The organism is Actinomycetospora chiangmaiensis DSM 45062, assembly GCF_000379625.1.
Classification (GTDB): domain Bacteria; phylum Actinomycetota; class Actinomycetes; order Mycobacteriales; family Pseudonocardiaceae; genus Actinomycetospora; species Actinomycetospora chiangmaiensis.
In genome coordinates, this window is the sequence record NZ_KB903218.1 from 435,885 (window position 1) to 456,267 (window position 20,383).

Sequence of the window (20,383 nt, forward strand, 5' to 3'; positions counted from 1 at the left end):
CCGCCCGGCCGCGGATCGGGTTCGATGGACGGGGACGGAAGGTGGCGACGATGCCCGTGACGGCGGCCGGTGAGGTCGAGCGGACGTTCGAGGTGGCCGGGGCCGAGGTCCTCGACGGCGCCGACGTGGCCCGGGTGCTGGGCCACCACGTCCCGGCCGAGCCGGTCGAACGGCTGCAGGAGGCCGTCTACTTCGACACCGCCGACCTGGCCCTGCACGGCGACCGCGTCACCCTCCGGCGACGCACCGGCGGTCCCGACGACGGGTGGCACGTCAAGCTGCCCGCGGCCGGCGACCGTCGCGAGGAGCTGCACGCCCCGCTCACCCCCGCCGGATCCGCCCCGCCGCCCGACGTCACGGCCCTGGTCCGGGCCGCCGCGCGGGGCCGGCCGCTCGGGCCGGTGGCCGAGCTGATGACCCGCCGTCGGGCGTGGGAGGCGACGGACGCGGCGGGGCAGCGGGTGGCGGAGCTGGTGGTCGACCAGGTCACGGCCCGCACCGGGGCGGGGGGCGAGGCGATGCAGGCCTGGCAGGAGATCGAGGTCGAGGTCGGGCCGGCCGCTCCGGAGGGCTACCTCGACGTCGTGGAGGAGCGGCTCGCGGCACGGGGGATCCGGCGGTCGCCGAGCGCCTCGAAGGTCGGCCGCGTCCTCGGCGAGCGGCCCGCCCCGCGGCTCCCGGACGAGGACACGGCCGCCGGCGTGGTGCTGCGCTACCTGGCCGAGCACGGCCGCACGCTGCGCGGCTGGGACCCGCTGGTCCGGCTCGACCGCGAGGACGCGGTGCACCAGATGCGGGTGTCGGCGCGCCGGCTGCGCAGTGCGCTGCAGGGCTTCGGGCGCGTGCTCGACCGCGAGCGCACCCGCGCCCTCACCGACGAGCTGCGCTGGCTCGCCGGCGAGCTCGCCCCGGCCCGCGACACCGAGGTGATGCTGGCACGGCTGCAGGACATGCTCGCCGCGCTGCCGCCCACGCTCGTCGTCGGGCCGGTCGCCGCCGAGGTGGCGCAGGCGTTCGCCCGTCGCGGTGCCGCAGCCCGCGGGCGGGTGCTCGCCGCGCTGGACTCCAAGCGCTACGTCGCGGTGCTGCGGGCCCTCGACGCGCTGCTCGCCGACCCGCCGCTGACCGCCCGGGCGCCGCGCGTCGCCCGGGAGGTCCTGCCGCGCGAGGTCGACCGCGCGCACCGGAAGGTGGTGGTCGCGATGGCGGCCGCCGACGGGGTCCCGCGCGGCCCGGAGCGCGACGCGGCCCTGCACGAGACGCGCAAGAAGGCCAAGCGGCTGCGGTACGCGACGGAGGTCGCGGAGCCGGCGCTCGGCGACCCGGCCCGCCGGCTGCGGCGCCGGATGAAGGACGTCCAGGAACTGCTCGGCGTGCACCAGGACTCGGTGGTCACCCGCGCGACCCTGCTCGAGCTCGCCGGCGGCGGGCCGGGCCCGCGGGAGGTCACCCACGACTTCACCCTGGGGATGCTCCACGCCGCCGAGGTCGAGCGGGCGCACGAGGTGGAGGAGATGTTGCCCGCCGTCTGGGCGACGGTGCCGGCTCCAGGGCAGTGACGGGGTGGTGGCCGTCCGCCGGGGTCGCGTCAGTCCGGGAGGGGCCCGGAGCGGCGGGGGATCGCAGCGGTCCGGTCCGCCGCCGGCCACCGGACGCCCGTCACGTGATCGGCCGCGGGGGAGAGCAGGAAGCGCACGGCGTGGGCCGTGTCGTCGGGCCCCTGACCGTCGCTGACCGAGTTCACCCGCACCCCGTCGTCCGCGAGCCATTCCGCGAGGCCCGCCGTCCGGTCGGCGTCGCCCCCCACGATCACGACGGCGGCGTGGGGCGACGCCCGCAGCGGCGCCCGGGCGGCGCGCAGGACGGGGACGGTGGCGGCCTCGGTGCGCGCGACGGTGACGATCCCGTCGAGGAGCCCGCGGTCGGCCACCACCCCGGTCACGACGTCGCGGACCGTCTCCTCGCACGCGTCGACCGACAGCCGCCGGAACGACACGCGGCCGAGGGGGCCGCCGTGGCGGCGGGCCGACTCCTGGGCGGCGTCCCCGTCCTCGTCGAGGATCTCCACGGTCGCGCCGTCGGTGACGAGGGCGTCCACGATCGCGGACCCGGTCCCGCCGGCCCCCCCGACGACGAGCAGCACCCGCCCGTCCAAGTCCCCCATGGCCCTGCTCCGTTCCCGTGCTCGGATGCACGGTCGCGATGCGTGAGCGGCTGAACCTAGGCCGCAGGACACCGGGCCGCTATGCCCCGAGCGCACGTGCTGTCCCCTCGACGAACACTTTGCCTCATGCTTGCGTGAGGGGCCACCCGGACACCCTCTTGCTGCGGGCCGGGGCGAAAGTCCTGGTCTTCGACGTCGTCAGGCCCAGGCGGACCAGGCTCTCGGCCGTCGTCACGGCCGCCGCCACCCCGTCGACCACGGGGACCCCGGTGCGCTCGCGCACCTGCTCGTCGAGTCCGGCCAGGCCCCCGCAGCCGAGCACGATCACCTCGGCGCCGTCGTCACGCACCGCGACGGCGGCCTGCTCCGCCACGGCCGCCGCCGCGGCGTCCGGATCCCGTTCGAGGTCGAGGACCCCCATCCCCGAGGCGCGCACCGAGGCGCACCGCCGGTCGAGCCCGGCGAGCAGGAGTCGGTCCTCGATGAGGGGGACGGTCCGGTCGAGGGAGGTGACCACCGAGTACCGGCGGCCGAGGAAGGTCGCCGTGGTGGCCGCGGCCTCGGTGATGTCGACGACGGGGACGGTCAGGGCCTCCTGCAGGGCCTCCCGGCCGTGCTCGCCGAAGCCGGCCTGGACCACGGCGTCGTAGGGGCCGCGGTGTCGCAGGACGGCGTCGAGGACGCCGACCGCCGCGAGGTGACTCTCGACGTTGCCCTCGACGGACTCGGCCCCGAACCACGGCGTCACCCCGACGATCTCGGTGCCGGGAGCGGCCACCGCCGCGGCCGCCCGGGCGATGCCGTCGGTGACGGCGGCCGTGGTGTTCACGTTGACGACGAGGATGCGCACGCCGATCACTGTGCTCGTTGCGGGCACGTTCCCCGTGTGAGGATCGTGTGACGCTTTCGGAGATCCCCGTGGTCGGCCGGGACGGTCGACCTAGCGTCCCCCGGCAGAGGCCCCGGGGAGGACCGCGATGACCGAGCAGATGCGAGCAGGTCACGACGACCTGGTGGAAGCGGCCGGTTCCCCGGTCGCCGACGGGTACGACCCGCGACTGACCAACGAGGACCTGGCCCCGCTGCGGGAGCAGACCTGGTCGTCGTACAACTTCTTCGCGTTCTGGATGAGCGACGTCCACTCCGTCGGCGGCTACCTGACGGCGGGCTCCCTCTTCGCCCTGGGCCTCGCCGCGTGGCAGGTGCTCGTGGCCCTGCTCGTCGGGATCGGGATCGTCTACCTGCTCTGCAACCTCGTCGCGCGGCCCTCGCAGGCCACCGGGACGCCGTACCCGGTGGTCTGCCGGTCGGCCTTCGGCGTGCTCGGGGCGAACGTCCCGGCCGTCATCCGCGGCCTCATCGCCGTGGCCTGGTACGGCATCCAGACCTACCTCGCCTCGGCGTCGCTCGTCGTCGTGGCCCTCAAGCTCTGGCCCGGGCTCGCGCCCTACGCGGACAACTCGACGGGGTTCACGGGCCTGTCGACCGTCGGGTGGGTGGCCTTCGCGGTGATGTGGGTGCTGCAGGCCGTCGTGTTCTGGAAGGGCATGGAGGCGATCCGGCGCTTCATCGACTTCTGCGGGCCCGCCGTCTACGTCGTGATGTTCCTGCTGGCGGGCTACCTCGTCCTGCGGGCCGGGTGGTCGTCGATCGACCTCAACCTCTCGGCGAACGTGGTCAGCGGCTGGGCGGTGCTGCCGCTGATGGCGACCGCGGTGGCCCTCGTCGTCTCCTACTTCTCCGGACCGATGCTCAACTACGGCGACTTCTCGCGGTACGGGAAGAGCTTCGCGGCCGTGAAGCGGGGCAACTTCCTCGGGCTGCCGGTCAACTTCCTCGTGTTCGCCCTGCTCGTGGTGGTGACGGCGGCCGCGACCCGGCCGGTGTTCGGCGAGCTGATCGACGACCCGGTGCAGACGGTGGCGCGCCTGGACTCGACGACCGCCGTGGTGCTGGGCGCGCTCACCTTCATGATCGCGACGATCGGCATCAACATCGTCGCGAACTTCGTCTCGCCCGCGTTCGACTTCTCCAACGTCGCGCCGCAGCGCATCAGCTGGCGCACCGGCGGCATGATCGCGGCCGTCGGGTCGGTGCTGCTCACGCCCTGGAACCTGTACTCGAGTCCCGACGTCATCCACTACACGCTCGACACGCTCGGGGCCGTCATCGGTCCGCTCTACGGGGTGCTCATCGCCGACTACTTCCTGGTGAAGCGGCAGCGCATCGACGTCGACGCGATGTACACGCTCGACCCCGCGGGTCGCTACCACTTCCGCGGCGGCTACAACCCGGTGGCGATCGGGGCCACGGCCCTCGGCGCGGTGGGCGCGCTGCTGCTGGTGCTCCTCGGGTCGTCGGACGTCGCCGCGTTCTCCTGGTTCGTGGGCGCCGGCGTCGCGTTCGCCGCCCACCTCCTGGGCAGCCGCCGGGCCACGGAGGTCAGCGACCCGGCTCGATGACGACGACCTCCCCGGGAACGGGCGGGGCGGCGAGCGCGGCCGGGGCCGCGTCGAGACCGATGCGGCGGGTGACCAGACCGGCGGGATCGAGCCGCCCCGACGTCACGAGGGCCATGAGCGCCGGGTAGTCGGCGGCGGCCATGCCGTGACTGCCCAGCACCGCGAGCTCGCGGGCGATCATCGCGGGCACCGGGACCACCGGGTCGGCGGCGAGCAGCCCGACCTGCACGACCGTGCCCTGCCGGCGCAGGGCACGCAGGCCCGTCGTCAGGGACTCCGCGCGCCCGGCGGCCTCGATCGCGACGGTGAACCCGCCGTCGGGGACCTCCGCGGGGTCGAGCGCGGTCGCGGCCCCCAGTGCGAGTGCGCGGTCGCGCGCGGCGGGGGAGGGGTCGGCGGCGGCGACCTCCGCGCCGAGGACCCCCGCCACGAGCACCGCCGCGAGGCCCACGCCGCCCGCACCGAGCACGAGCACCCGGTCGCCGGGCCCGACCCGGGCACGGTCGACGACCGCCCGGTACGCCGTGGCCACGCGGCACCCGAGCAGGGCCGCGCCCCCGGCGTCGAGATCGTCGGGGACGGCGACGAGGTTCGCGTCCGCGTGGCGAAGGGCCACGAGCTCGGCGAACGAGCCGTCGTGGGTGAAGCCGGGCTGCTCCTGGTCGGGGCAGACCTGCGCCTGCCCGGCCGCGCACTCCGCGCAGTGCCCGCAGCCCTCGACGAACGGGGTGAGCACCCGGTCGCCCTCCCGGACCCGATGCACCCGCGAACCGACCGCGACCACCCGCCCCACCAGCTCGTGGCCCGGCACCAGCGGCAGCACCACCCCGTCGTCGTGGCCCCGCCACGCGAAGCGGTCGCTCGCGCAGAGGCCCGTCGCCTCCACCGCGACGACGACGCCGTCGGGGTCGGGCGCCGGGTCCGGCCGCTCGACGACGGCGGGTTCGGACCCGAACTCGGTGATCACCACGGCTCGCACGCCGGACATTGTCGTGGGTCGGTGGCAGCATCACGCGCGACGAGGGACCCAGCCTGATCCCATCACACCGGAGGAGCCGCCCGTGTCCGTCCTGTCCGCGTTCGCCGAGGCGATGCGCTCCGGCGCGGTCGAGGTCGTCGACCTCACGACGCCGCTGCAGTCCTCGACGCCGATCCTGGAGCTGCCCGCACCGTTCGCGAACACCTCGCGGTTCCGGCTCGAGGAGCTCTCGCGCTACGACGACCGCGGGCCCGCCTGGTACTGGAACGACATCCACACCGGCGAGCACACCGGCACTCACCTCGACGCGCCGAACCACTGGGTCACGGGGCGCGAGGGGCCCGACGTCTCGCAGGCGCCGATGCGCACCCTCGTCGCGCCCGTCGTCGTCATCGACCGGACCGCCGAGGTGGCCGCCGATCCGGACCACCTGCTCGAGGTGTCCGACCTCGAGGCATGGCAGGCGGAGCACGGTCCGCTGCCCGACGGCGGGTGGCTCCTCTACCGCACGGGCTGGGAGGTGCGGGGCGCCACGCAGGAGGAGTTCGTCAACGCCGACGAGGCCGGGCCGCACACCCCCGGTGTCTCCGCGGCGTGCGCCCGGTGGATCGCCGAGGAGTCGCCGCTCGGCGGGTTCGGGGTGGAGACCGTCGGCACCGACGCGGGCGCGGCCGGGGGCTTCGACCCGCCGTTCGCCTGCCACCACTTCCTCATGGGCGCCCACAAGTGGGGCCTGACGAGCCTGCGCAACCTCGCGCGGGTCCCGACGACGGGTGCGGTCCTGGTGGTCTGTCCGCTCCCGATCGTCGGCGGGTCCGGGTCGCCCGCGCGGGTGCTGGCGCTGGTGGAGCACGCGTGAGGACGGTCGCCGAGCAGGTGGGGACGCTGCTCGCCGACCTCGGCGTCGGGCACGCGTTCGGGGTGGTCGGGAGCGGCAACCTCCACGTCACCAACGCGCTGCGGGCGGCCGGGGTCGCCTACACCGCGGCGCGGCACGAGGGCGGGGCCGCGACCATGGCCGACGCCTACGCCCGCACCTCCGGCGAGGTGGGCGTGGTCAGCCTCCACCAGGGCTGCGGGCTCACGAACGCACTGACCGGGATCACCGAGGCCGCGAAGTCGCGCACCCCGCTGCTGGTGCTCGCCGCCGACACCGCGGGCCACGACGTGCGGTCGAACTTCCGTGTCGACCAGGACGCGCTCGCCCGGGCGGTCGGGGCCGTGCCGGAGCGGGTCCACACCGCGGCCTCGGCGGCGGCCGACGTCGTGCGCGCGTACGGCATCTGCCGGGACCAGCGGCGGACGGTGGTGCTCGATCTCCCGCTCGACGTCCAGGCGGCCGCCGCGGTCGACGTGCCGGTGCCGTCCCGGACGACCTGGGGCCCGCCCGCGCCGGACGCGGACTCGGTGGTCGACCTCGCCGGCCTGCTCGACACGGCCGAGCGGCCGGTGTTCGTGGCGGGGCGCGGGGCCCGCGGCGCGCGCGCCGAACTGGAGGCGCTGGCCGATCGCTGCGGGGCGCTGCTCGCCACGTCGGCGGTGGCGCACGGCCTGTTCACCGGCTCGCCCTGGTCGGTCGGCATCTCGGGCGGCTTCGCCACGCCGCTGGCCGCCGAGCTCATCGCCGACGCCGACGTGATCGTGGCCTGGGGAGCGTCGCTCACCGCGTGGACCACGCGGCACGGCGAGCTGACGGCCGGGGCCACGCTCGTCCAGGTCGACGACACGCCGGCGGCGCTCGGGGCGCAGCGGCCGGTCACGCTCGGGGTGCTGGGCGACGTGGCGGCGACCGCGCGGGAGACGCTGACGGTCGTCGACGAGCAGGAGGGCTACCGCACGGCGGCCGTCGCGGAGCGGCTGCGGACCGACGCCCGCCACGTCGCGCCCGCCGAGGTGGTGGCGGAGCGGATCGACCCCCGCGTCCTGTCCGCCGCGCTCGACGAGGTGCTGCCGACCGAGCGGACGGTCGCCGTCGACTCCGGCAACTTCATGGGCTACCCGGCGGGCTACCTCCGCGTGCCCGACGAGGCCGGGTTCTGCTTCACCCAGGGCTTCCAGTCGATCGGCCTCGGGCTCTCGACGGCGATCGGGGCCGCGCTCGCCCGGCCCGACCGGGTGCCGGTCGCCGCGTGCGGGGACGGCGGGTTCCTCATGGGCATCTCGGAGCTGGAGACGGCGGTCCGGCTCGGGCTGGGCCTCGTCGTCGTGGTCTACGACGACGCCGGGTACGGCGCCGAGTTCCACCACTTCACCGACGCCGACCACGGCGCCGTCCGCTTCCCCGACGCCGACCTCGCCGCGATCGCGCGGGGCCACGGCTGCGAGGCCACGGTGGTGCGGTCCACCCACGACCTCGCCGTGCTGCGGGACTGGCTGGCCGGGCCGCGGGACCGACCGGTGCTGCTCGACGCGAAGGTGACCTCGGACGCACCGGCCTGGTGGTTGGCCGAGGCCTTCAGGGCGCACTGAGCGGGCCGGGTGACGGTGCGGTGGCTGGGTCGGCAGTGCCCGTGTATCAAGTCCTCATGCCGATCCTGATCGAGACCACGGTCATCCGGTGAGTGCCCCCACCCGCGCGGGTGTGGAGATGACGATTCACGGCCGGCGGCTCCGGCGGGACCGCGCCCTGATCATGGCCATCGTCAACCGCACCCCGAACTCGTTCTACGACCACGGGTCGACCTGGCAGCCCGCCGCCGCCGAGGCCGCCGTCGAGCGGGCCGTCGCACAGGGAGCGGACGTCGTCGACCTCGGCGGCGTGCCGGCCAGCCCCGGTCCCGAGGTCACCGTCGCCGACGAGATCGACCGGGTGCGCCCGACACTGGTGTGGGCGCGCGAGCGGTTCCCCGAGCTGACGATCTCGATCGACACCTACCGCGCCGAGGCCGCGGCCGCGCTGCTGGAGGCCGGGGCCGACCTGGTCAACGACAGCTGGGCGGGGTGGGACGAGGAGATCCTGCCGGTGACGGCCCGCCACGGCGCCGGCTACGTCGCCGCGCACACCGGCGGGCTGACGCCGCGGACCGACCCGGTGAAGCCGGTCTACGACGACGTCATGGGCGACGTCGTCGACTTCACGGTGGCGCTCGCCGAGCGGGCGGTCGAGGCGGGGGTGCCCGCCGAGGGCATCCTGCTCGACCCCACGATCGACTTCGGCAAGAACACCCTGCAGAGCCTCGAGGTGCTGCGCACGCTGCCGCGCCTGATCGACACCGGGTGGCCCGTGCTGCTCGCGATGTCGAACAAGGGCGTGGTGGGGGAGACCCTCGACGTCCCGCTCGACGGCCGCCTCACCGGGACGCTGGCCGCCACCGCGCTGTGCGCCCAGATGGGCGTGACGATGGTCCGCGCGCACCAGGTCGAGGAGACCCGGCAGACCCTGGAGATGGTCGCGAGCGTGCTGGGCCACCGCCCGCCCTCGCGCGCCGAGAGGTGGATGTAGTGCAGCAGGTGTGGCCGCAGCCGGCGGGGGAACTGAGCGCCGAGCAGCTGGAGGAGCTGTACACGTACCCGGTGCGCGACGCGGGCTGGGTGGCGGTGAACTTCGTCAGCTCCCTCGACGGCGGCATCGAGATCGACGGGACGAGCCGCGGACTCTCCTCCGACGCCGACCGCACGGTGTTCGGGCTGGGCCACGACCTCGCCGACGTCGTGCTGCTCGCCTCCGGCACCGCGGTCGCCGAGGAGTACCCGGGCCTGCGGCCGGAGGGCGAGTCGGCCGAGCGTCGTCGTCGCCACGGGCTCGCCGAGGTGCCGCCGCTCGCCGTCGTGACCTCCGGGTCGCTGCCCGCGGACGCGCCGAGCATCGTCGACGTGCTCGTGCCGACCATCGTGATCACGTGCGCGTCGGCACCGGACGAGAAGCAGCAGGCCTGGAAGGACGCGGGCGCCGAGGTGCTCGTCGCCGGGGACGAGGACGTGGACCTGGTCGACGCGGTGCGCCAGCTCGCCGAGCGCGGGCTGCGCCGGATCGACTGCGAGGGCGGCCCCGGGCTCACCGGCAAGCTGCTCGACGCCGACCTCGTCGACGAGATGCGGATCAGCTTCGTCCCGACCGCGGTCGCGGGGCAGGCGGGCCGGGTCGCCCGGACGGACGACCCGCTGGACGAGCCGCGCGGGTTCACGGTGGGCTCGCTGCTCGTCGAGGACTCGACGATCCTCGTCCGGTATCTCCGCACCCGCTGACCCCGCTCCGGGTGCAAGCAATGCGTCACTGCGTGCACCCAGTGGCAGGAAAGGCGGCACCGTCGCCGGTTCCGGCCCACGGTGTCGGACCCCTCTGTCACCATCGCGATCATGACGACGGGTGTGGTCCGACGGGCCGGCGGCGTGGAGGTCCTCGCCGCCGTCCTCGTCGTCGCGCTCGGGCTGCGGGTGCTCGGGGTGGATCCGCTGGTCACGCCGCAGCTGCGGGTCGGGGCCACGGTGTTCGTGGCCGTCGTCGTGCAGGCGCTGCCGTTCCTGGTGTTCGGGGTGCTGCTCTCCGGCGTGCTGACCGCCTACGCGTCGCCGCTCGCCCTGCGCCGGGTGCTGCCCGCGCGGGCGGGGGCGGCGGTGCCGGTCGCCGTCGCTGCGGGAGTGGCGCTGCCCGGGTGCGAGTGCGCGTCGGTGCCGGTCGCCCGGCGGCTGATCGCGCGCGGGGTGCCCGACGCGGTGGCGCTGGCCTTCCTGCTCGCCGCGCCCGCGGTGAACCCCGTCGTGCTCGTGGCCACGGCGGTCGCCTTCCCCGACGCCCCGGAGATGGTCGGCGCCCGCTTCCTCGGCTCGTTCCTGACGGCGAGCGTGGTCGGCTGGGTCTGGGCCCGCGCCGGGCGCGCGGAGTGGCTGGCCGAGCGGGTCCGCCGGGTCCCGACGACGGGCGACGGCCCCCGCTGGCGCGTCGCGGCGGCCACGGCGCGGCACGACCTGGTCGACGCGGGCGGGTTCCTCGTGCTCGGCGGGCTCGCGGCGGCCGTGCTGACCACGGTGGTGCCGGAGGCGTGGATCGCGGGCCTGGGGGAGCAGGTCGTGCTCGCCGTGCTCGTGATGGCCCTGCTCGGGGTGCTGATGTCGCTGTGCAGCGAGGGTGATGCGTTCGTGGCGGCGTCGTTGTCGGCACTGCCGCTGTTGCCGCGCCTGGTGTTCCTCGTGGTCGGCCCGGCGGTCGACCTGAAGCTGATCGCGCTGCAGGCCGGGACGTTCGGGCGGGGCTTCGCGGTCCGGTTCGCGCCGCTGACGTTCGTGGCGGCCGTGCTGTGCGGGGTCGGCGCGGGGGTGCTCCTGCTGTGACGCGCGAGGTGCGGAACGCCCTGCTGGTGTTCGTCGGCGCGGTCCTGGTGCTGATCGTCGTCGACGGCGCGGTGCTGCACTACGTGCGACCGGGGATGGCGCCGCTCGTGGCCGTGGCGGGCGCGGTGGTGATCGCGCTGGCGCTGCTCGACGTGGCGCAGGACCTGCGGCGCCGCGCCGTTCCGGACGGCGAGCACGACCACGAGGGCCGGTCGGCGTGGTTGCTGCTCGTCCCCGTCCTCGTCGTGCTGCTCGCGGCGCCGCCGTGGTTGGGGTCGGACGCGGTGGACCTCGCCGGATCCCGCACCGTGGCCGTGGGGCGCGCGCCCGAGGAACCGTTGCCGCCCGGGGCGGCACCGGCGGTCCCGGTGGTCGACCTCGTGGCCCGGGCGGCGGCGACCCCGGACGGCGGGGCGCTCGCCGGACGCGAGGTGACGCTGACCGGGTTCGTGGTGCCCGCCCGGGACGGTCGCGGTGTCGACCTCGCCCGGCTGGTCATCTCGTGCTGTGCCGCCGATGCGAGCCCGGTGCGGGTGCACGTGGACGACCCGCAGGGGGTCGTCGGCGCTCCGGGGACCGGCGCCGACCGGTGGGTCGCCGCCCGGGTCCGGCTCGTCCCGGGCACGGCGACCCGGGAGACCGGCTTCGTCCCGACCGTGACGGTCCGCGACGCCGTCGCGGTGCCCGAGCCGACACCGGCGTACGAGTACTGAGGGCCCGGGCTCAGCGAGGCCGAGGAGGGGTGCAGATGCATCCTCGCGTCCACACGCCGACCTGGGTGGCGGTGCAGAAGCGGCGCCCGAGCGCGTCGTGCGCCGACCACGGGTGCGGGCACATGGCGCAGGTGGGGTCCGACGCCCCGGTGGCCGGTTCCGCGCGCTGCTCGGTCACCGGGCGGCGCCGGCGAGGAGGTCGGCGGGCGAGTGCCGGTCGGCCGGGTCGACCGCCGCAGTCATCGCCTGTTCGGCCGCCGCGTCGGTGGTCGACGGCGGGATGACCAGCAGCACGAGCCGCATGCCGGCCGGGCCCACGAGCGTCACCGTGTGCGGGGCGGTCGTGCGGAACCCCTCGAGCCGCACCTGGCCGCGGGGCAGCCGGCGAGGGGCCCGGCCCCAGTCGTCGAGGTGGTAGGCGACGCGGGCCACGGGGCCGGTGCGCGAGGACAGGCCGGTCAGCAGCGCCGACAGCTCGGTCGACAGGTCGTCGGAGCGGGGCCACCAGGCCCCGTCGACGTAGCCGGTCCTCGGGCCGTCCGGCTTCACCCGCGAGCGGGCTTCGGTGGTGGGGATCGTGTCCGGGGCCGGGCTCATGCCGGCACTCCCGTCTCCGGTCGTCGACCGGGCGAGGACTGCGCCGACGACGACGGCGGCTCGAGCGCCGACGTGCGGGAAACCCTCGGTAACCGCCACCGTACGCCCCCGTGACCTGCGCATGGTCGCGTGCCAGGGTCCGACCATCTCGCCCGCGGCGCTCGAGCCCGCTCTCGTCGTCGCCACGCACGGCCACCCCGTGCGCGGCGACCGCTGGGTGGCCGGCACGCGAACCCCGGGATAGCGGTCCCGGCGATCGGTCACCCGCATCGATGAATGCCGACATCACCCTGACCGTGGACGGTCGGGAACGATCACTCACCGTCGATCCCCGGACGACCCTGCTCGACGCCCTGCGCGAGCACCTCGGCGTGACGAGCCCGAAGAAGGGCTGCGACCACGGGCAGTGCGGGTCGTGCACCGTGCTGCTCGACGGCCGTCGCACCCTGATCTGCCTCGCCCTCGCCGTCGCACACGACGGCGCCGTCGTCGTGACCGCCGACGGCCTCGGGCGCGGGGACGAGCTGCATCCCGTGGCGGAGGCGTTCCTCGACGCGGACGCCTACCAGTGCGGCTACTGCACCCCCGGACAGATCTGCTCGGCGGTCGGGGTGCTCGACGAGGCCGCCGACGGGTGGCCGAGCGCGGTGACGCCCGACCTCGCGGCCGACGAGGTCGTCCTCGACCGCCACGAGATCGCCGAGCGCATGAGCGGCAACCTCTGCCGCTGCGGGGCGTACGCGCACATCGTCGACGCGGTGTCCGCCGTGGGGAACGGGGCGGTCCGGTGAAGCCGTTCGTCCACGTCCGCCCCGACTCGGCCGCCGACGCGATCGACGCGGTCGCCGCCGACCCCGACGCCGTCTTCCTCGCGGGCGGGACCAACCTCGTCGACCACCTCAAGCTCGGCGTCGCGACGCCCGGCACGCTCGTCGACCTGCGCGGGCTCACGTCCACGGCCGTCGAGGACCTCCCCGACGGCGGGTTGCGGATCGGGGCGGGCGTGCGCAACAGCGACCTCGCCGGTGACCCCCGCGTCCGCCGCGACTACCCGGGCCTCGCGATGGCCCTGCTCGCCGGCGCGTCCGGCCAGCTCCGCAACCAGGCCACCACCGGCGGGAACCTGCTCCAGCGCACCCGCTGCGCCTACTTCCAGGACGTCACGACGCCCTGCAACAAGCGTGTCCCCGGCCAGGGATGCGCCGCCCGCGACGGCTGGACGCGCTACCACGCGATCCTCGGCGCCGCCCAGGACGCGGCAGGCCTGCGGCACTGCGTGGCCACCCACCCCTCGGACATGGCGGTGCCGATGGTCGCCTTCGACGCCGTCGTGCAGCTGGCGGGACCCGACGGCGACCGCGCGGTGCCGCTCGGGGAGTTCCACCGCCTCCCCGGGGACGACCCGTCCCGCGACACCGTGCTGCGGCAGGGCGAGCTCGTCACGGCCGTGGACCTCCCACCGCTGCCGGTGGCCGCCCGCTCGACGTACCGCAAGGTCCGCGACCGCGCGTCCTACGCGTTCGCCCTGGTCTCGGTGGCGGCCGCGGTCGCCGTCGAGGACGGCACGATCACCGACGCCCGCGTGGCGTTCGGCGGGGTCGCCCACCGCCCCTGGCGCGCCACACGGGCCGAGGAGGTGCTGCGCGGGGCGCCCGCCACCGAGGACACCTACCGCGCGGCGGCCGACGCCGAGCTCGCCGACGCGACGCCCCTGGACACCGAGGTCGGCGGCAACGCGTTCAAGGTCCCGCTCCTGCGCGGCACCCTCACCACCACCCTGCGCCGACTGGCCGAGGAGCGCCCGTGACCACCACCGATCTCGTCCCCGCCCGGGCCATGGGCACCCCGCGCCGTCGCACCGAGGGCCCCGCCAAGGTCACCGGGACCGCGCGCTACGCCGCCGAGTACGCCGTCGCCCGTCCGCTGCACCTGCACCCCATCCTCGCGACCGTCCCCCGCGGCCGCGTCACCGCGATCCACACCACCGCGGCCGAGGCCCTGGACGGCGTCGTCGCCGTGCTCACCACCCGTGACGCCGAGGCCCTTGCCGACACCGCCGACCGCGAGTTCGCGGTGCTGCAGGACGACGAGATCGGGTTCCGCGGCCAGTACGTGGCCGCCGTGCTCGCCGACACCTCGGAGACCGCCCGGCACGGCGCCGACCTCGTGCGCGTCACCTACGACGAGGACCCCTTCCGCGCCCGCCTCGACCCGGACTCCGGCGAGCTCTACGCGCCGGACTCGGTCAACCCGGCCTTCGCCACCGACTCCGTGATCGGCGACGTCTCCTCGGCGCTGCGCGACGCGCCGGTCACCGTCGACGCGACCTACCGGACGGCGATGACGCACAACAACCCGATGGAGCCGCACGCCTCGATCGTCGTGTGGGAACCCGCCGGGACCGGCGGCCGGTTCACGATCTTCGACTCCACCCAGGGCGTCAGTGCCACGCGGCGCAACGTGGCGACCGTGTTCGGGCTCGACCCGGGCGACGTCGACGTCATCAGCCCGCACGTCGGTGGCGGCTTCGGGTCCAAGGGGAACATGCACGCCAACGTGGTGCTCGCGTGCCTCGCCGCCCGGCGCGTCCCCGGCCGGCCCGTGACGTACGCCCTGACCCGGCAGCAGATGTTCTCGCTCGTCGGCTACCGGACCCCGACGGTCCAGCACGTGCGGCTCGGGGCCTCGCCCGACGGGCGGCTGACCGGCCTCGTCCACGACGTCGTCGAGCAGACCTCGCGCATCAAGGAGTTCGCGGAGCAGACCGCGACCTACAGCCGCTCGGTCTACGCGGCCCCCCACCGCCGCACGACCCACCGGCTCGATCCCCTGGACGTCCCCGTCCCGTCGTGGATGCGGGCGCCGGGGGAGTGCCCCGGCAGCTTCGCGGCGGAGGTCGCGATGGACGAGCTCGCGACGGCGTGCGGGCTCGACCCCGTGGAGCTGCGGATCCGCAACGAGCCGGACGCCGACCCGGAGTCCGGCAAGCCGTTCTCCAGCCGGCACCTCGTCGAGTGCCTGCGCCGCGGCGTCGAGCGCTTCGGCTGGTCCCGGCGCGACCCGACGCCCCGGGCGCGTCTGGTCGACGGCTGGTGGACGGGCACCGGGGTCGCCGCGGCGGCCTACCCGGCGAACCGCGCGCCGGGCTCGGGCGCCACCGTCCGCTTCCACGCCCCGGCCGCCGGCGGCGAGGAGCACTGGGACGTCGAGATCGCGGCCGCCGACATCGGGACCGGCGCCCGGACGGTGCTCGGCCAGATCGCCGCGGACGCACTCGACGTGGACGTGGACACCGTCGAGGTGACGGTGGGGGACACCGCGGTCCCGGCCGCGACCGTCGCCGGTGGCTCGTCGGGCACCACGAACTGGGGCACCGCCGTCGTCGACGCGGCGCAGCGGTTCCGGGAGAAGTTCGGCGCCGACCCGTCCGACGGCGACGAGGCCGACGGCACGACCCCGGAGACCGACGCGGCCGAGCACTACGCGATGTCCGCGTTCGGCGCGCACTTCGTCGAGGTGGCGGTCCACGCCGACACCGGCGAGATCCGGGTGCCGCGCATGCTCGGCGTGTTCGCGGCCGGGCGGATCCTCAACCCGACCACCGCCCGTTCGCAGCTCCTCGGCGGGATGACCATGGGCCTCTCGATGGCCCTGCACGAGGACAGCGTGATGGACCCGCGCTCCGGCCACGTGGTGAACCACGACCTCGCGAACTACCACATCGCCTCGTGCGCCGACGTCGGCGAGATCGACGTGGAGTGGATCGACGAGGTCGACCCGCACGTCAACCCGATGGGCTCGAAGGGCATCGGGGAGATCGGGATCGTCGGGGCCGCCGCGGCGGTCGCGAACGCCGCGCACCACGCGACGGGTGTCCGCGTCCGGTCCGTCCCGATCACGGTCGACGCCTTCCTCGGCTGACCGCGGGCCTCGTGGGCGCGGTGCCACACTGCGCCCATGAGCGCCGTCTACGCCCTGAACCTCTTCGACCTCGCGCCGAACGACGACTACAAGGCCTACTCGAAGCGGTCGGTGGCGGCGGTCGGGAAGCACGGCGGCCGGGTCGTCGCGCTCGGGCGGCTCAGCGCGGACAGCGAGTCCTCCGGTGGCACTCCCCGCCAGGTGATGGTGCTCGTGGAGTGGCCCTCGGCGGAGGCCTTCCAGGCGTTCAAGGACGACCCCGACCACACCGACCTGCACCCGCTGCGCGAGGGCGGCACCGAGAACTACCTGTGGTGGGCCTACGACCGGCTCGAGGACCTGCGGCCGGTGCTCAACGATCGGTAGGCACGCGGATCAGCACCTCGCCGTGGGGGATCGAGAAGAAGCCGTCGGGGTCGGCGGCCCAGGTCCGCCACCCGTCGGCGATGTCGGCGAGCTCCTCGGCGGTGGCGAAGCCGCCCGCCACGGCCCGCTCGGCGATGGTCGAGTCGACGATGCGCTCGGCCCACTGTCCGCCCCACCAGGCGCGCTCCTCCGGGGTGGCGTGGCACCAGATCGAGGCGGACGGGGTCACGTCCACGGCGCCGGCGGCGTGCGCCCAGGCGAGGAGGCGGCGGCCCGCGTCCGGCTCGGTGCCGTGGGCGCGGGCGACGCCCCGGTAGATCGCGAGCCAGCGGTCGAGCCGCGGGTCGTGGGGGTACAGCATCACGCCGGCGTAGTCGCAGTCGCGGGCGGCGACGAGCCCACCCGGCGTCGTCACCCGCATCATCTCGCGCAGGGCCGCGACCGGATCGGTCAGGTGCAGCAGCACCTGGTGGGCGTGGACGACGTCGAACGGCCCGTCGGGCAGGGCGGACACGTCGCCCACCTCCGCCGCCACCCCCAGCGCCCGCGCCCGCTCCACCACGCCGGGGTCGCTGTCGATCCCGACGACGGACCCGACCCGCGTCGCGAGGTCCGCGGTGATCGTCCCGGGACCACACCCGACGTCGAGGACCCGCATGTCGGGTCGCAGGTGCGGCGCGAGGTAGGCGGCCGAGTTGTCGACGGTGCGCCACGTCTGCGAGCGCAGCACGCTCGCGGCGTGCCCCTGGGAGTACGCGGTCACGCGACACACCGTCGCACGTCGCACGGTCAGCCGAGCGGGGGCAGCACTCCCGCTCCCTGCAGCCAGCCGAGCCAGTCGCCGAAGTGCCAGATCTCCACGGGGCGGTCGTCGCGCCAGTGGATGACGTGCGTCCCCGACGCCTGCGTCCGGGCTCCGGTGGGTTCGGCCGGGATGGCTCCGCCCGCACCGGAGAACGTCCCGGTGCACACCCAGCGGTGCGCGCTGCTCCCGCCGTCGCTCAGGTCCTCCTCGATCGTGACCGAGAAGTCGGGGAACGACCGGTGGAATCCGGCCATGAACTGCTTGAGGGACTCCCGGTCCATGTCCGGGAACCCGGCCAGGTGGTAGACCACGTCGGCGGGCAGCACCTCGTCGATCACGTCGACGTCGCCGTCCTCCCACGGCGTCACGAGCTGCCGTGCCGTCTTCACCCGATCCGTCATCGGGGCCTCCTCTCGCGATGGAGTCACCGAGAGTGCTCTCGGTGTGGCCTTGGTCACCATTTCGGCCACCCGGGTGGCCCAGCGGTGGAACGACGACGTGAACGCGCCGTACCGGCCCGGGTGCGCTTCGCGCGCGGCCCGTCCGACCCGCGCCGGTCCGCGTAGCGTCGTCGGAGTGAGTACCGCCGTCTCGCTGCTCGAGCACACCTACGCCGACGCGGTCCCCGACCTCGTCACGAACTGGACGGCCGCGCCGACGCCGCACCCGTCCGCGCTGGTCGTCAACGACGACCTCGCGGCCGAGCTCGGGCTCGACCCCGTGCAGCTGCGGGAGTCCGGCCTGCTGACCGGCACGGTGCCCGAGGGCGTCCAGCCCGTGGCGATGGTCTACTCCGGCCACCAGTTCGGGATGTACCAGCCGCGGCTCGGCGACGGGCGGGCGCTGCTGCTCGGCGAGCTCGTCGACCCGAGGGGCCGGCGGCACGACCTGCACCTCAAGGGCTCGGGCCGCACGCCCTTCGCCCGGGGCGGTGACGGCCGGGCGGCGCTCGGTCCGATGCTGCGCGAGTACCTGATGGGCGAGGCCATGCACGCCCTCGGCGTCCCCACCAGCCGGGGCCTCGCGGTCTCGACGACGGGCGAGGACGTCCCGCGCGACACCGGGCTCCTGCCCGGCGCGGTGCTGGCGCGCGTGGCGTCGAGCCACATCCGCGTCGGGACGTTCCAGTACGCGGCGGCCAGCGGCGGACCCGCCGTCGTGAAGGCCCTCGCCGACCACGCGATCGCGCGGCACCACCCGGAGGCCACCGGCTACCTCGACTTCTACCGCCGCGTGGTGCACGCCCAGGCGGAGCTGATCGCGCAGTGGATGCTCGTCGGGTTCATCCACGGCGTCATGAACACCGACAACACGACGATCTCGGGCGAGACGATCGACTACGGGCCGTGCGCGTTCATGGACCGGTACGACCCGCAGACCGTGTTCAGCTCGATCGACCACGCCGGCCGGTACGCGTACTCCCACCAGCCGCCGATCGCGCGGTGGAACCTCGCCCGGCTCGGGGAGGCGCTGCTGCCGCTGATCGACTCCGACACCGACCGCGCGATCGAGCAGGCGACCGCGGTGGTGCAGGAGTTCGGCGACGTCTACGAGCGCCACTTCCAGGTGGGCATGGCCGCGAAGCTCGGGCTGCGCGAGCCGGACCCCGACCTCGTCGCCGACCTGCTCGCCCTGCTCCACGCCCAGCAGGTCGACTGGACGACGTTCTTCCGGGCCGAGAACCCGCGGGATGAGTTCCTCGACCGGGAGGCCTACGACGCGTGGGCGCAGCGGTGGCACCCGGAGCTCGACCGCGACCACGTCAACCCGGTCTACGTGCCGCGCAACCACCTCGTCGACGAGGCGCTGACGGCCGCGGAGGGCGGTGACCTCGGGCCGTTCCAGGAGATCCTCGAGGTCGTCTCGCATCCCTTCACCGTGCAGGCGGGCCGCGAGCGCTACGCCGAGCCGGGCTCGGGCCCGTTCGTCACGTACTGCGGGACCTGACGAGCCCGGCGCCGACCAGCCCGCACAGCACCCCGACGGCGGCCAGCAGCACCGGCAGGCCGAGCGTGGTGACCAGCGAGCCGACGACGATCGGCGCCAGGACCGCCCCGAGGGCTCCGACGACCATGGCGGCCGAGAGGGCACGTCCCGGGTCCGACGCCGCCACGCTCCCCGTCCACACGGCGAGCGTGGCCGCGCCGACCATGTAGGGCGCGGCGAAGACGGCGGCGGCGAGCAGCGCGACCACCGGGGACCGCTCCCCGACGGCGAGCAACAGCAGCGACACGGCGATGGTCAGCAGACATCCGGCGGCCACCCGTGGCGGGCCGACCCTGGCCGTCATCGCCCCGGTGGAGAACCCGGCGAGCCCGAGCACCCCGATGATCACGAACAGCAGCGGCCGGACGCCCGACGACAGCCCGGCGCGGGTGGCGACGTCCGCGCTGTAGGTGAAGGCCACGGCCGTCCCGGCCTGGTAGACGACCGCGTAGAGCGCCGGCGCCCGCAGGGCCCGCCACGGCATCGGCGCGCGCTCCGTGACCGGGGTCGGCGGCACCGCCGGCACCCACCGCCGGTTGAGCAGGGCGGCCAGGGCCGAGCACACGGCCACTGCGACCCACGCCGCCCGCCAGGCCCCCGCCGCCGCGACGGCGACGACCGCGACCAGGACCAGGCCGCCACAGGTCCCGGTGCTGACGAACGACAGCAGCCGGGGCCGGCGCTCCGGGGCCACCAGGACCTTCGCGAGGTCGGAGTAGGGCGCCCACACCCAGCCCGCGGCGCTGCCGGCCAGCACCGCCCCGACCGCGAGCACGGCGGGTGACGGCGCCAGCACCACGACCAGCGCGCCGAGCGCCCCGCACACCCCGCCCACGGTGGTCGGCGCCCGCGGTCCCCGGCGCGCGGCGAGCAGCGGGACGCCGACGATGCCGGCGAGGAACCCGGCGAACGTCCCGCCCGCGATGAGCCCGAGCATCGCGTCGGGCACGCCCGTCGTCGAGAGTGCGGGGTCGACGCGCAGGTCCGGGAGCGTGAGCCCGAAGCAGAACCGCCCCATGCCGAAGGCCACCCCGACGACGGCCGCCCCGGCGACGGCCACGCGCCGCTCGATGTCACGCACGCCGGTCACCCTGCCCGCGTGAGGGGAACCCTCGCACCACG

21 protein-coding genes are annotated in these 20,383 nt (G+C 75.2%); 13 read left to right on the top strand and 8 right to left on the bottom strand.

All coding sequences use genetic code 11. The features are described from left to right. Positions 1 to 50 precede the first annotated feature (50 nt). Positions 51 to 1,559: a CYTH and CHAD domain-containing protein gene (locus tag A3CO_RS30540; protein WP_084681609.1), complete on the top strand. Its 1,509-nt coding sequence runs from the start codon at positions 51 to 53 to the stop codon at positions 1,557 to 1,559. Positions 1,560 to 1,588: 29 nt separating this feature from the next. On the opposite strand, the gene A3CO_RS38955 is transcribed toward A3CO_RS30540, so the two are convergent. Together A3CO_RS38955 and A3CO_RS0106760 are read right to left on the bottom strand one after the other, a co-directional pair. Further along, positions 1,589 to 2,164, bottom strand: a complete 576-nt coding sequence (locus A3CO_RS38955) for an SDR family NAD(P)-dependent oxidoreductase (protein WP_018331481.1) — start codon at positions 2,162 to 2,164, stop codon at positions 1,589 to 1,591. 124 nt (positions 2,165 to 2,288) lie between these two features. Next, entirely contained in the window at positions 2,289 to 3,014 is a 726-nt protein-coding gene (locus tag A3CO_RS0106760; RefSeq protein WP_026204351.1) for an aspartate/glutamate racemase family protein, read from the bottom strand. 127 nt (positions 3,015 to 3,141) lie between these two features. Here A3CO_RS0106760 and A3CO_RS0106765 point away from each other — a divergent pair, with 127 nt between their 5' ends. Further along, positions 3,142 to 4,626: an NCS1 family nucleobase:cation symporter-1 gene (locus tag A3CO_RS0106765; RefSeq protein ID WP_018331483.1), complete on the top strand. Its 1,485-nt coding sequence runs from the start codon at positions 3,142 to 3,144 to the stop codon at positions 4,624 to 4,626. Here the strand turns inward: A3CO_RS0106765 and A3CO_RS0106770 are convergent. Further along, entirely contained in the window at positions 4,607 to 5,614 is a 1,008-nt protein-coding gene (locus A3CO_RS0106770) for an alcohol dehydrogenase catalytic domain-containing protein (RefSeq protein ID WP_018331484.1), read from the bottom strand. The two genes, A3CO_RS0106765 and A3CO_RS0106770, sit on opposite strands and share 20 nt — an antisense overlap. Before the next feature lie 103 nt (positions 5,615 to 5,717). Between A3CO_RS0106770 and A3CO_RS0106775 the strand changes: the two genes are divergently transcribed. The 6 genes from A3CO_RS0106775 to A3CO_RS0106800 all read left to right on the top strand — a co-directional run bounded on the left by A3CO_RS0106775 (position 5,718) and on the right by A3CO_RS0106800 (position 11,586). Then, complete coding sequence (locus tag A3CO_RS0106775; RefSeq protein WP_425393405.1) at positions 5,718 to 6,464, top strand: cyclase family protein; 747 nt, start codon at positions 5,718 to 5,720, stop codon at positions 6,462 to 6,464. Further along, a complete protein-coding gene (locus A3CO_RS0106780) occupies positions 6,461 to 8,074 on the top strand; it encodes a thiamine pyrophosphate-binding protein (protein WP_018331486.1) in 1,614 nt (537 codons plus the stop codon). Before A3CO_RS0106775 ends, A3CO_RS0106780 begins: the two co-directional genes overlap by 4 nt. Before the next feature lie 118 nt (positions 8,075 to 8,192). After that, positions 8,193 to 9,047 carry a dihydropteroate synthase gene (gene folP, locus A3CO_RS0106785; RefSeq protein ID WP_033413734.1) on the top strand — a complete coding sequence of 285 codons (855 nt, stop codon included), beginning with the start codon at positions 8,193 to 8,195 and terminating at the stop codon, positions 9,045 to 9,047. Further along, complete coding sequence (locus A3CO_RS0106790) at positions 9,047 to 9,790, top strand: dihydrofolate reductase family protein (protein ID WP_018331488.1); 744 nt, start codon at positions 9,047 to 9,049, stop codon at positions 9,788 to 9,790. Before folP ends, A3CO_RS0106790 begins: the two co-directional genes overlap by 1 nt. 111 nt (positions 9,791 to 9,901) lie before the next feature. Further along, on the top strand, positions 9,902 to 10,873 hold the full coding sequence (locus tag A3CO_RS0106795) for a permease (protein WP_033413735.1): 972 nt from the start codon (positions 9,902 to 9,904) through the stop codon (positions 10,871 to 10,873). Continuing rightward, positions 10,870 to 11,586, top strand: a complete 717-nt coding sequence (locus tag A3CO_RS0106800; RefSeq protein ID WP_018331490.1) for a TIGR03943 family putative permease subunit — start codon at positions 10,870 to 10,872, stop codon at positions 11,584 to 11,586. The genes A3CO_RS0106795 and A3CO_RS0106800 overlap by 4 nt, the downstream gene beginning before the upstream one ends. A 10-nt stretch (positions 11,587 to 11,596) precedes the next feature. On the opposite strand, the gene A3CO_RS38960 is transcribed toward A3CO_RS0106800, so the two are convergent. Both A3CO_RS38960 and A3CO_RS0106805 read right to left on the bottom strand, forming a co-directional pair. Next, positions 11,597 to 11,764 (bottom strand): RGCVC family protein, encoded by a 168-nt coding sequence (locus tag A3CO_RS38960; RefSeq protein WP_085942332.1) that lies wholly within the window; start codon positions 11,762 to 11,764, stop codon positions 11,597 to 11,599. Further along, complete coding sequence (locus A3CO_RS0106805) at positions 11,761 to 12,183, bottom strand: DUF5994 family protein (protein ID WP_018331491.1); 423 nt, start codon at positions 12,181 to 12,183, stop codon at positions 11,761 to 11,763. Before A3CO_RS0106805 ends, A3CO_RS38960 begins: the two co-directional genes overlap by 4 nt. Positions 12,184 to 12,455: 272 nt before the next feature. On the opposite strand from A3CO_RS0106805, the gene A3CO_RS0106815 reads away from it, so the two are divergent. From A3CO_RS0106815 to A3CO_RS0106830, 4 genes are read left to right on the top strand one after another with little or no spacing between them, the layout of a single operon-like run. Beyond that, positions 12,456 to 12,974 (top strand): 2Fe-2S iron-sulfur cluster-binding protein, encoded by a 519-nt coding sequence (locus A3CO_RS0106815; RefSeq protein WP_018331493.1) that lies wholly within the window; start codon positions 12,456 to 12,458, stop codon positions 12,972 to 12,974. Beyond that, the gene (locus A3CO_RS0106820) at positions 12,971 to 13,990 is read left to right on the top strand and encodes an FAD binding domain-containing protein (protein WP_018331494.1); all 1,020 of its coding nucleotides are present in this window, start codon (positions 12,971 to 12,973) and stop codon (positions 13,988 to 13,990) included. The genes A3CO_RS0106815 and A3CO_RS0106820 overlap by 4 nt, the downstream gene beginning before the upstream one ends. 29 nt (positions 13,991 to 14,019) lie before the next feature. Then, positions 14,020 to 16,104 carry a xanthine dehydrogenase family protein molybdopterin-binding subunit gene (locus A3CO_RS0106825; RefSeq protein WP_033413915.1) on the top strand — a complete coding sequence of 695 codons (2,085 nt, stop codon included), beginning with the start codon at positions 14,020 to 14,022 and terminating at the stop codon, positions 16,102 to 16,104. A 36-nt stretch (positions 16,105 to 16,140) separates the two neighbouring features. Then, positions 16,141 to 16,470 carry a DUF1330 domain-containing protein gene (locus tag A3CO_RS0106830; protein WP_018331496.1) on the top strand — a complete coding sequence of 110 codons (330 nt, stop codon included), beginning with the start codon at positions 16,141 to 16,143 and terminating at the stop codon, positions 16,468 to 16,470. On the opposite strand, the gene A3CO_RS0106835 is transcribed toward A3CO_RS0106830, so the two are convergent. Next, positions 16,457 to 17,233 (bottom strand): methyltransferase domain-containing protein, encoded by a 777-nt coding sequence (locus A3CO_RS0106835; protein WP_018331497.1) that lies wholly within the window; start codon positions 17,231 to 17,233, stop codon positions 16,457 to 16,459. The genes A3CO_RS0106830 and A3CO_RS0106835 overlap by 14 nt on opposite strands. Before the next feature lie 26 nt (positions 17,234 to 17,259). Beyond that, a complete protein-coding gene (locus A3CO_RS35410) occupies positions 17,260 to 17,676 on the bottom strand; it encodes an ester cyclase (RefSeq protein WP_018331498.1) in 417 nt (138 codons plus the stop codon). A gap of 175 nt (positions 17,677 to 17,851) precedes the next feature. Here A3CO_RS35410 and A3CO_RS0106845 point away from each other — a divergent pair, with 175 nt between their 5' ends. Continuing rightward, positions 17,852 to 19,222: a protein adenylyltransferase SelO gene (locus A3CO_RS0106845; RefSeq protein ID WP_018331499.1), complete on the top strand. Its 1,371-nt coding sequence runs from the start codon at positions 17,852 to 17,854 to the stop codon at positions 19,220 to 19,222. On the opposite strand, the gene A3CO_RS30550 is transcribed toward A3CO_RS0106845, so the two are convergent. After that, positions 19,203 to 20,342 carry an MFS transporter gene (locus A3CO_RS30550; protein WP_157647125.1) on the bottom strand — a complete coding sequence of 380 codons (1,140 nt, stop codon included), beginning with the start codon at positions 20,340 to 20,342 and terminating at the stop codon, positions 19,203 to 19,205. The genes A3CO_RS0106845 and A3CO_RS30550 overlap by 20 nt on opposite strands. Positions 20,343 to 20,383: the final 41 nt, after the last annotated feature.

What these genes read in the sequence shown, in the direction of transcription:
- A3CO_RS0106765 (WP_018331483.1), top strand. Translation starts at nt 3,142, where the DNA reads ATGACCGAGCAGATGCGAGCAGGTCACGACGACCTGGTGGAAGCGGCC.
- folP (WP_033413734.1), top strand. Translation starts at nt 8,193, where the DNA reads ATGACGATTCACGGCCGGCGGCTCCGGCGGGACCGCGCCCTGATCATG.
- A3CO_RS0106795 (WP_033413735.1), top strand. Translation starts at nt 9,902, where the DNA reads ATGACGACGGGTGTGGTCCGACGGGCCGGCGGCGTGGAGGTCCTCGCC.
- A3CO_RS0106830 (WP_018331496.1), top strand. Translation starts at nt 16,141, where the DNA reads ATGAGCGCCGTCTACGCCCTGAACCTCTTCGACCTCGCGCCGAACGAC.
- A3CO_RS0106815 (WP_018331493.1), top strand. Translation starts at nt 12,456, where the DNA reads ATGAATGCCGACATCACCCTGACCGTGGACGGTCGGGAACGATCACTC.
- A3CO_RS38955 (WP_018331481.1), bottom strand. Translation starts at nt 2,164, where the DNA reads ATGGGGGACTTGGACGGGCGGGTGCTGCTCGTCGTCGGGGGGGCCGGC.
- A3CO_RS0106775 (WP_425393405.1), top strand. Translation starts at nt 5,718, where the DNA reads ATGCGCTCCGGCGCGGTCGAGGTCGTCGACCTCACGACGCCGCTGCAG.
- A3CO_RS35410 (WP_018331498.1), bottom strand. Translation starts at nt 17,676, where the DNA reads ATGACGGATCGGGTGAAGACGGCACGGCAGCTCGTGACGCCGTGGGAG.
- A3CO_RS0106805 (WP_018331491.1), bottom strand. Translation starts at nt 12,183, where the DNA reads ATGAGCCCGGCCCCGGACACGATCCCCACCACCGAAGCCCGCTCGCGG.
- A3CO_RS0106825 (WP_033413915.1), top strand. Translation starts at nt 14,020, where the DNA reads ATGGGCACCCCGCGCCGTCGCACCGAGGGCCCCGCCAAGGTCACCGGG.
- A3CO_RS30540 (WP_084681609.1), top strand. Translation starts at nt 51, where the DNA reads ATGCCCGTGACGGCGGCCGGTGAGGTCGAGCGGACGTTCGAGGTGGCC.
- A3CO_RS0106770 (WP_018331484.1), bottom strand. Translation starts at nt 5,614, where the DNA reads ATGTCCGGCGTGCGAGCCGTGGTGATCACCGAGTTCGGGTCCGAACCC.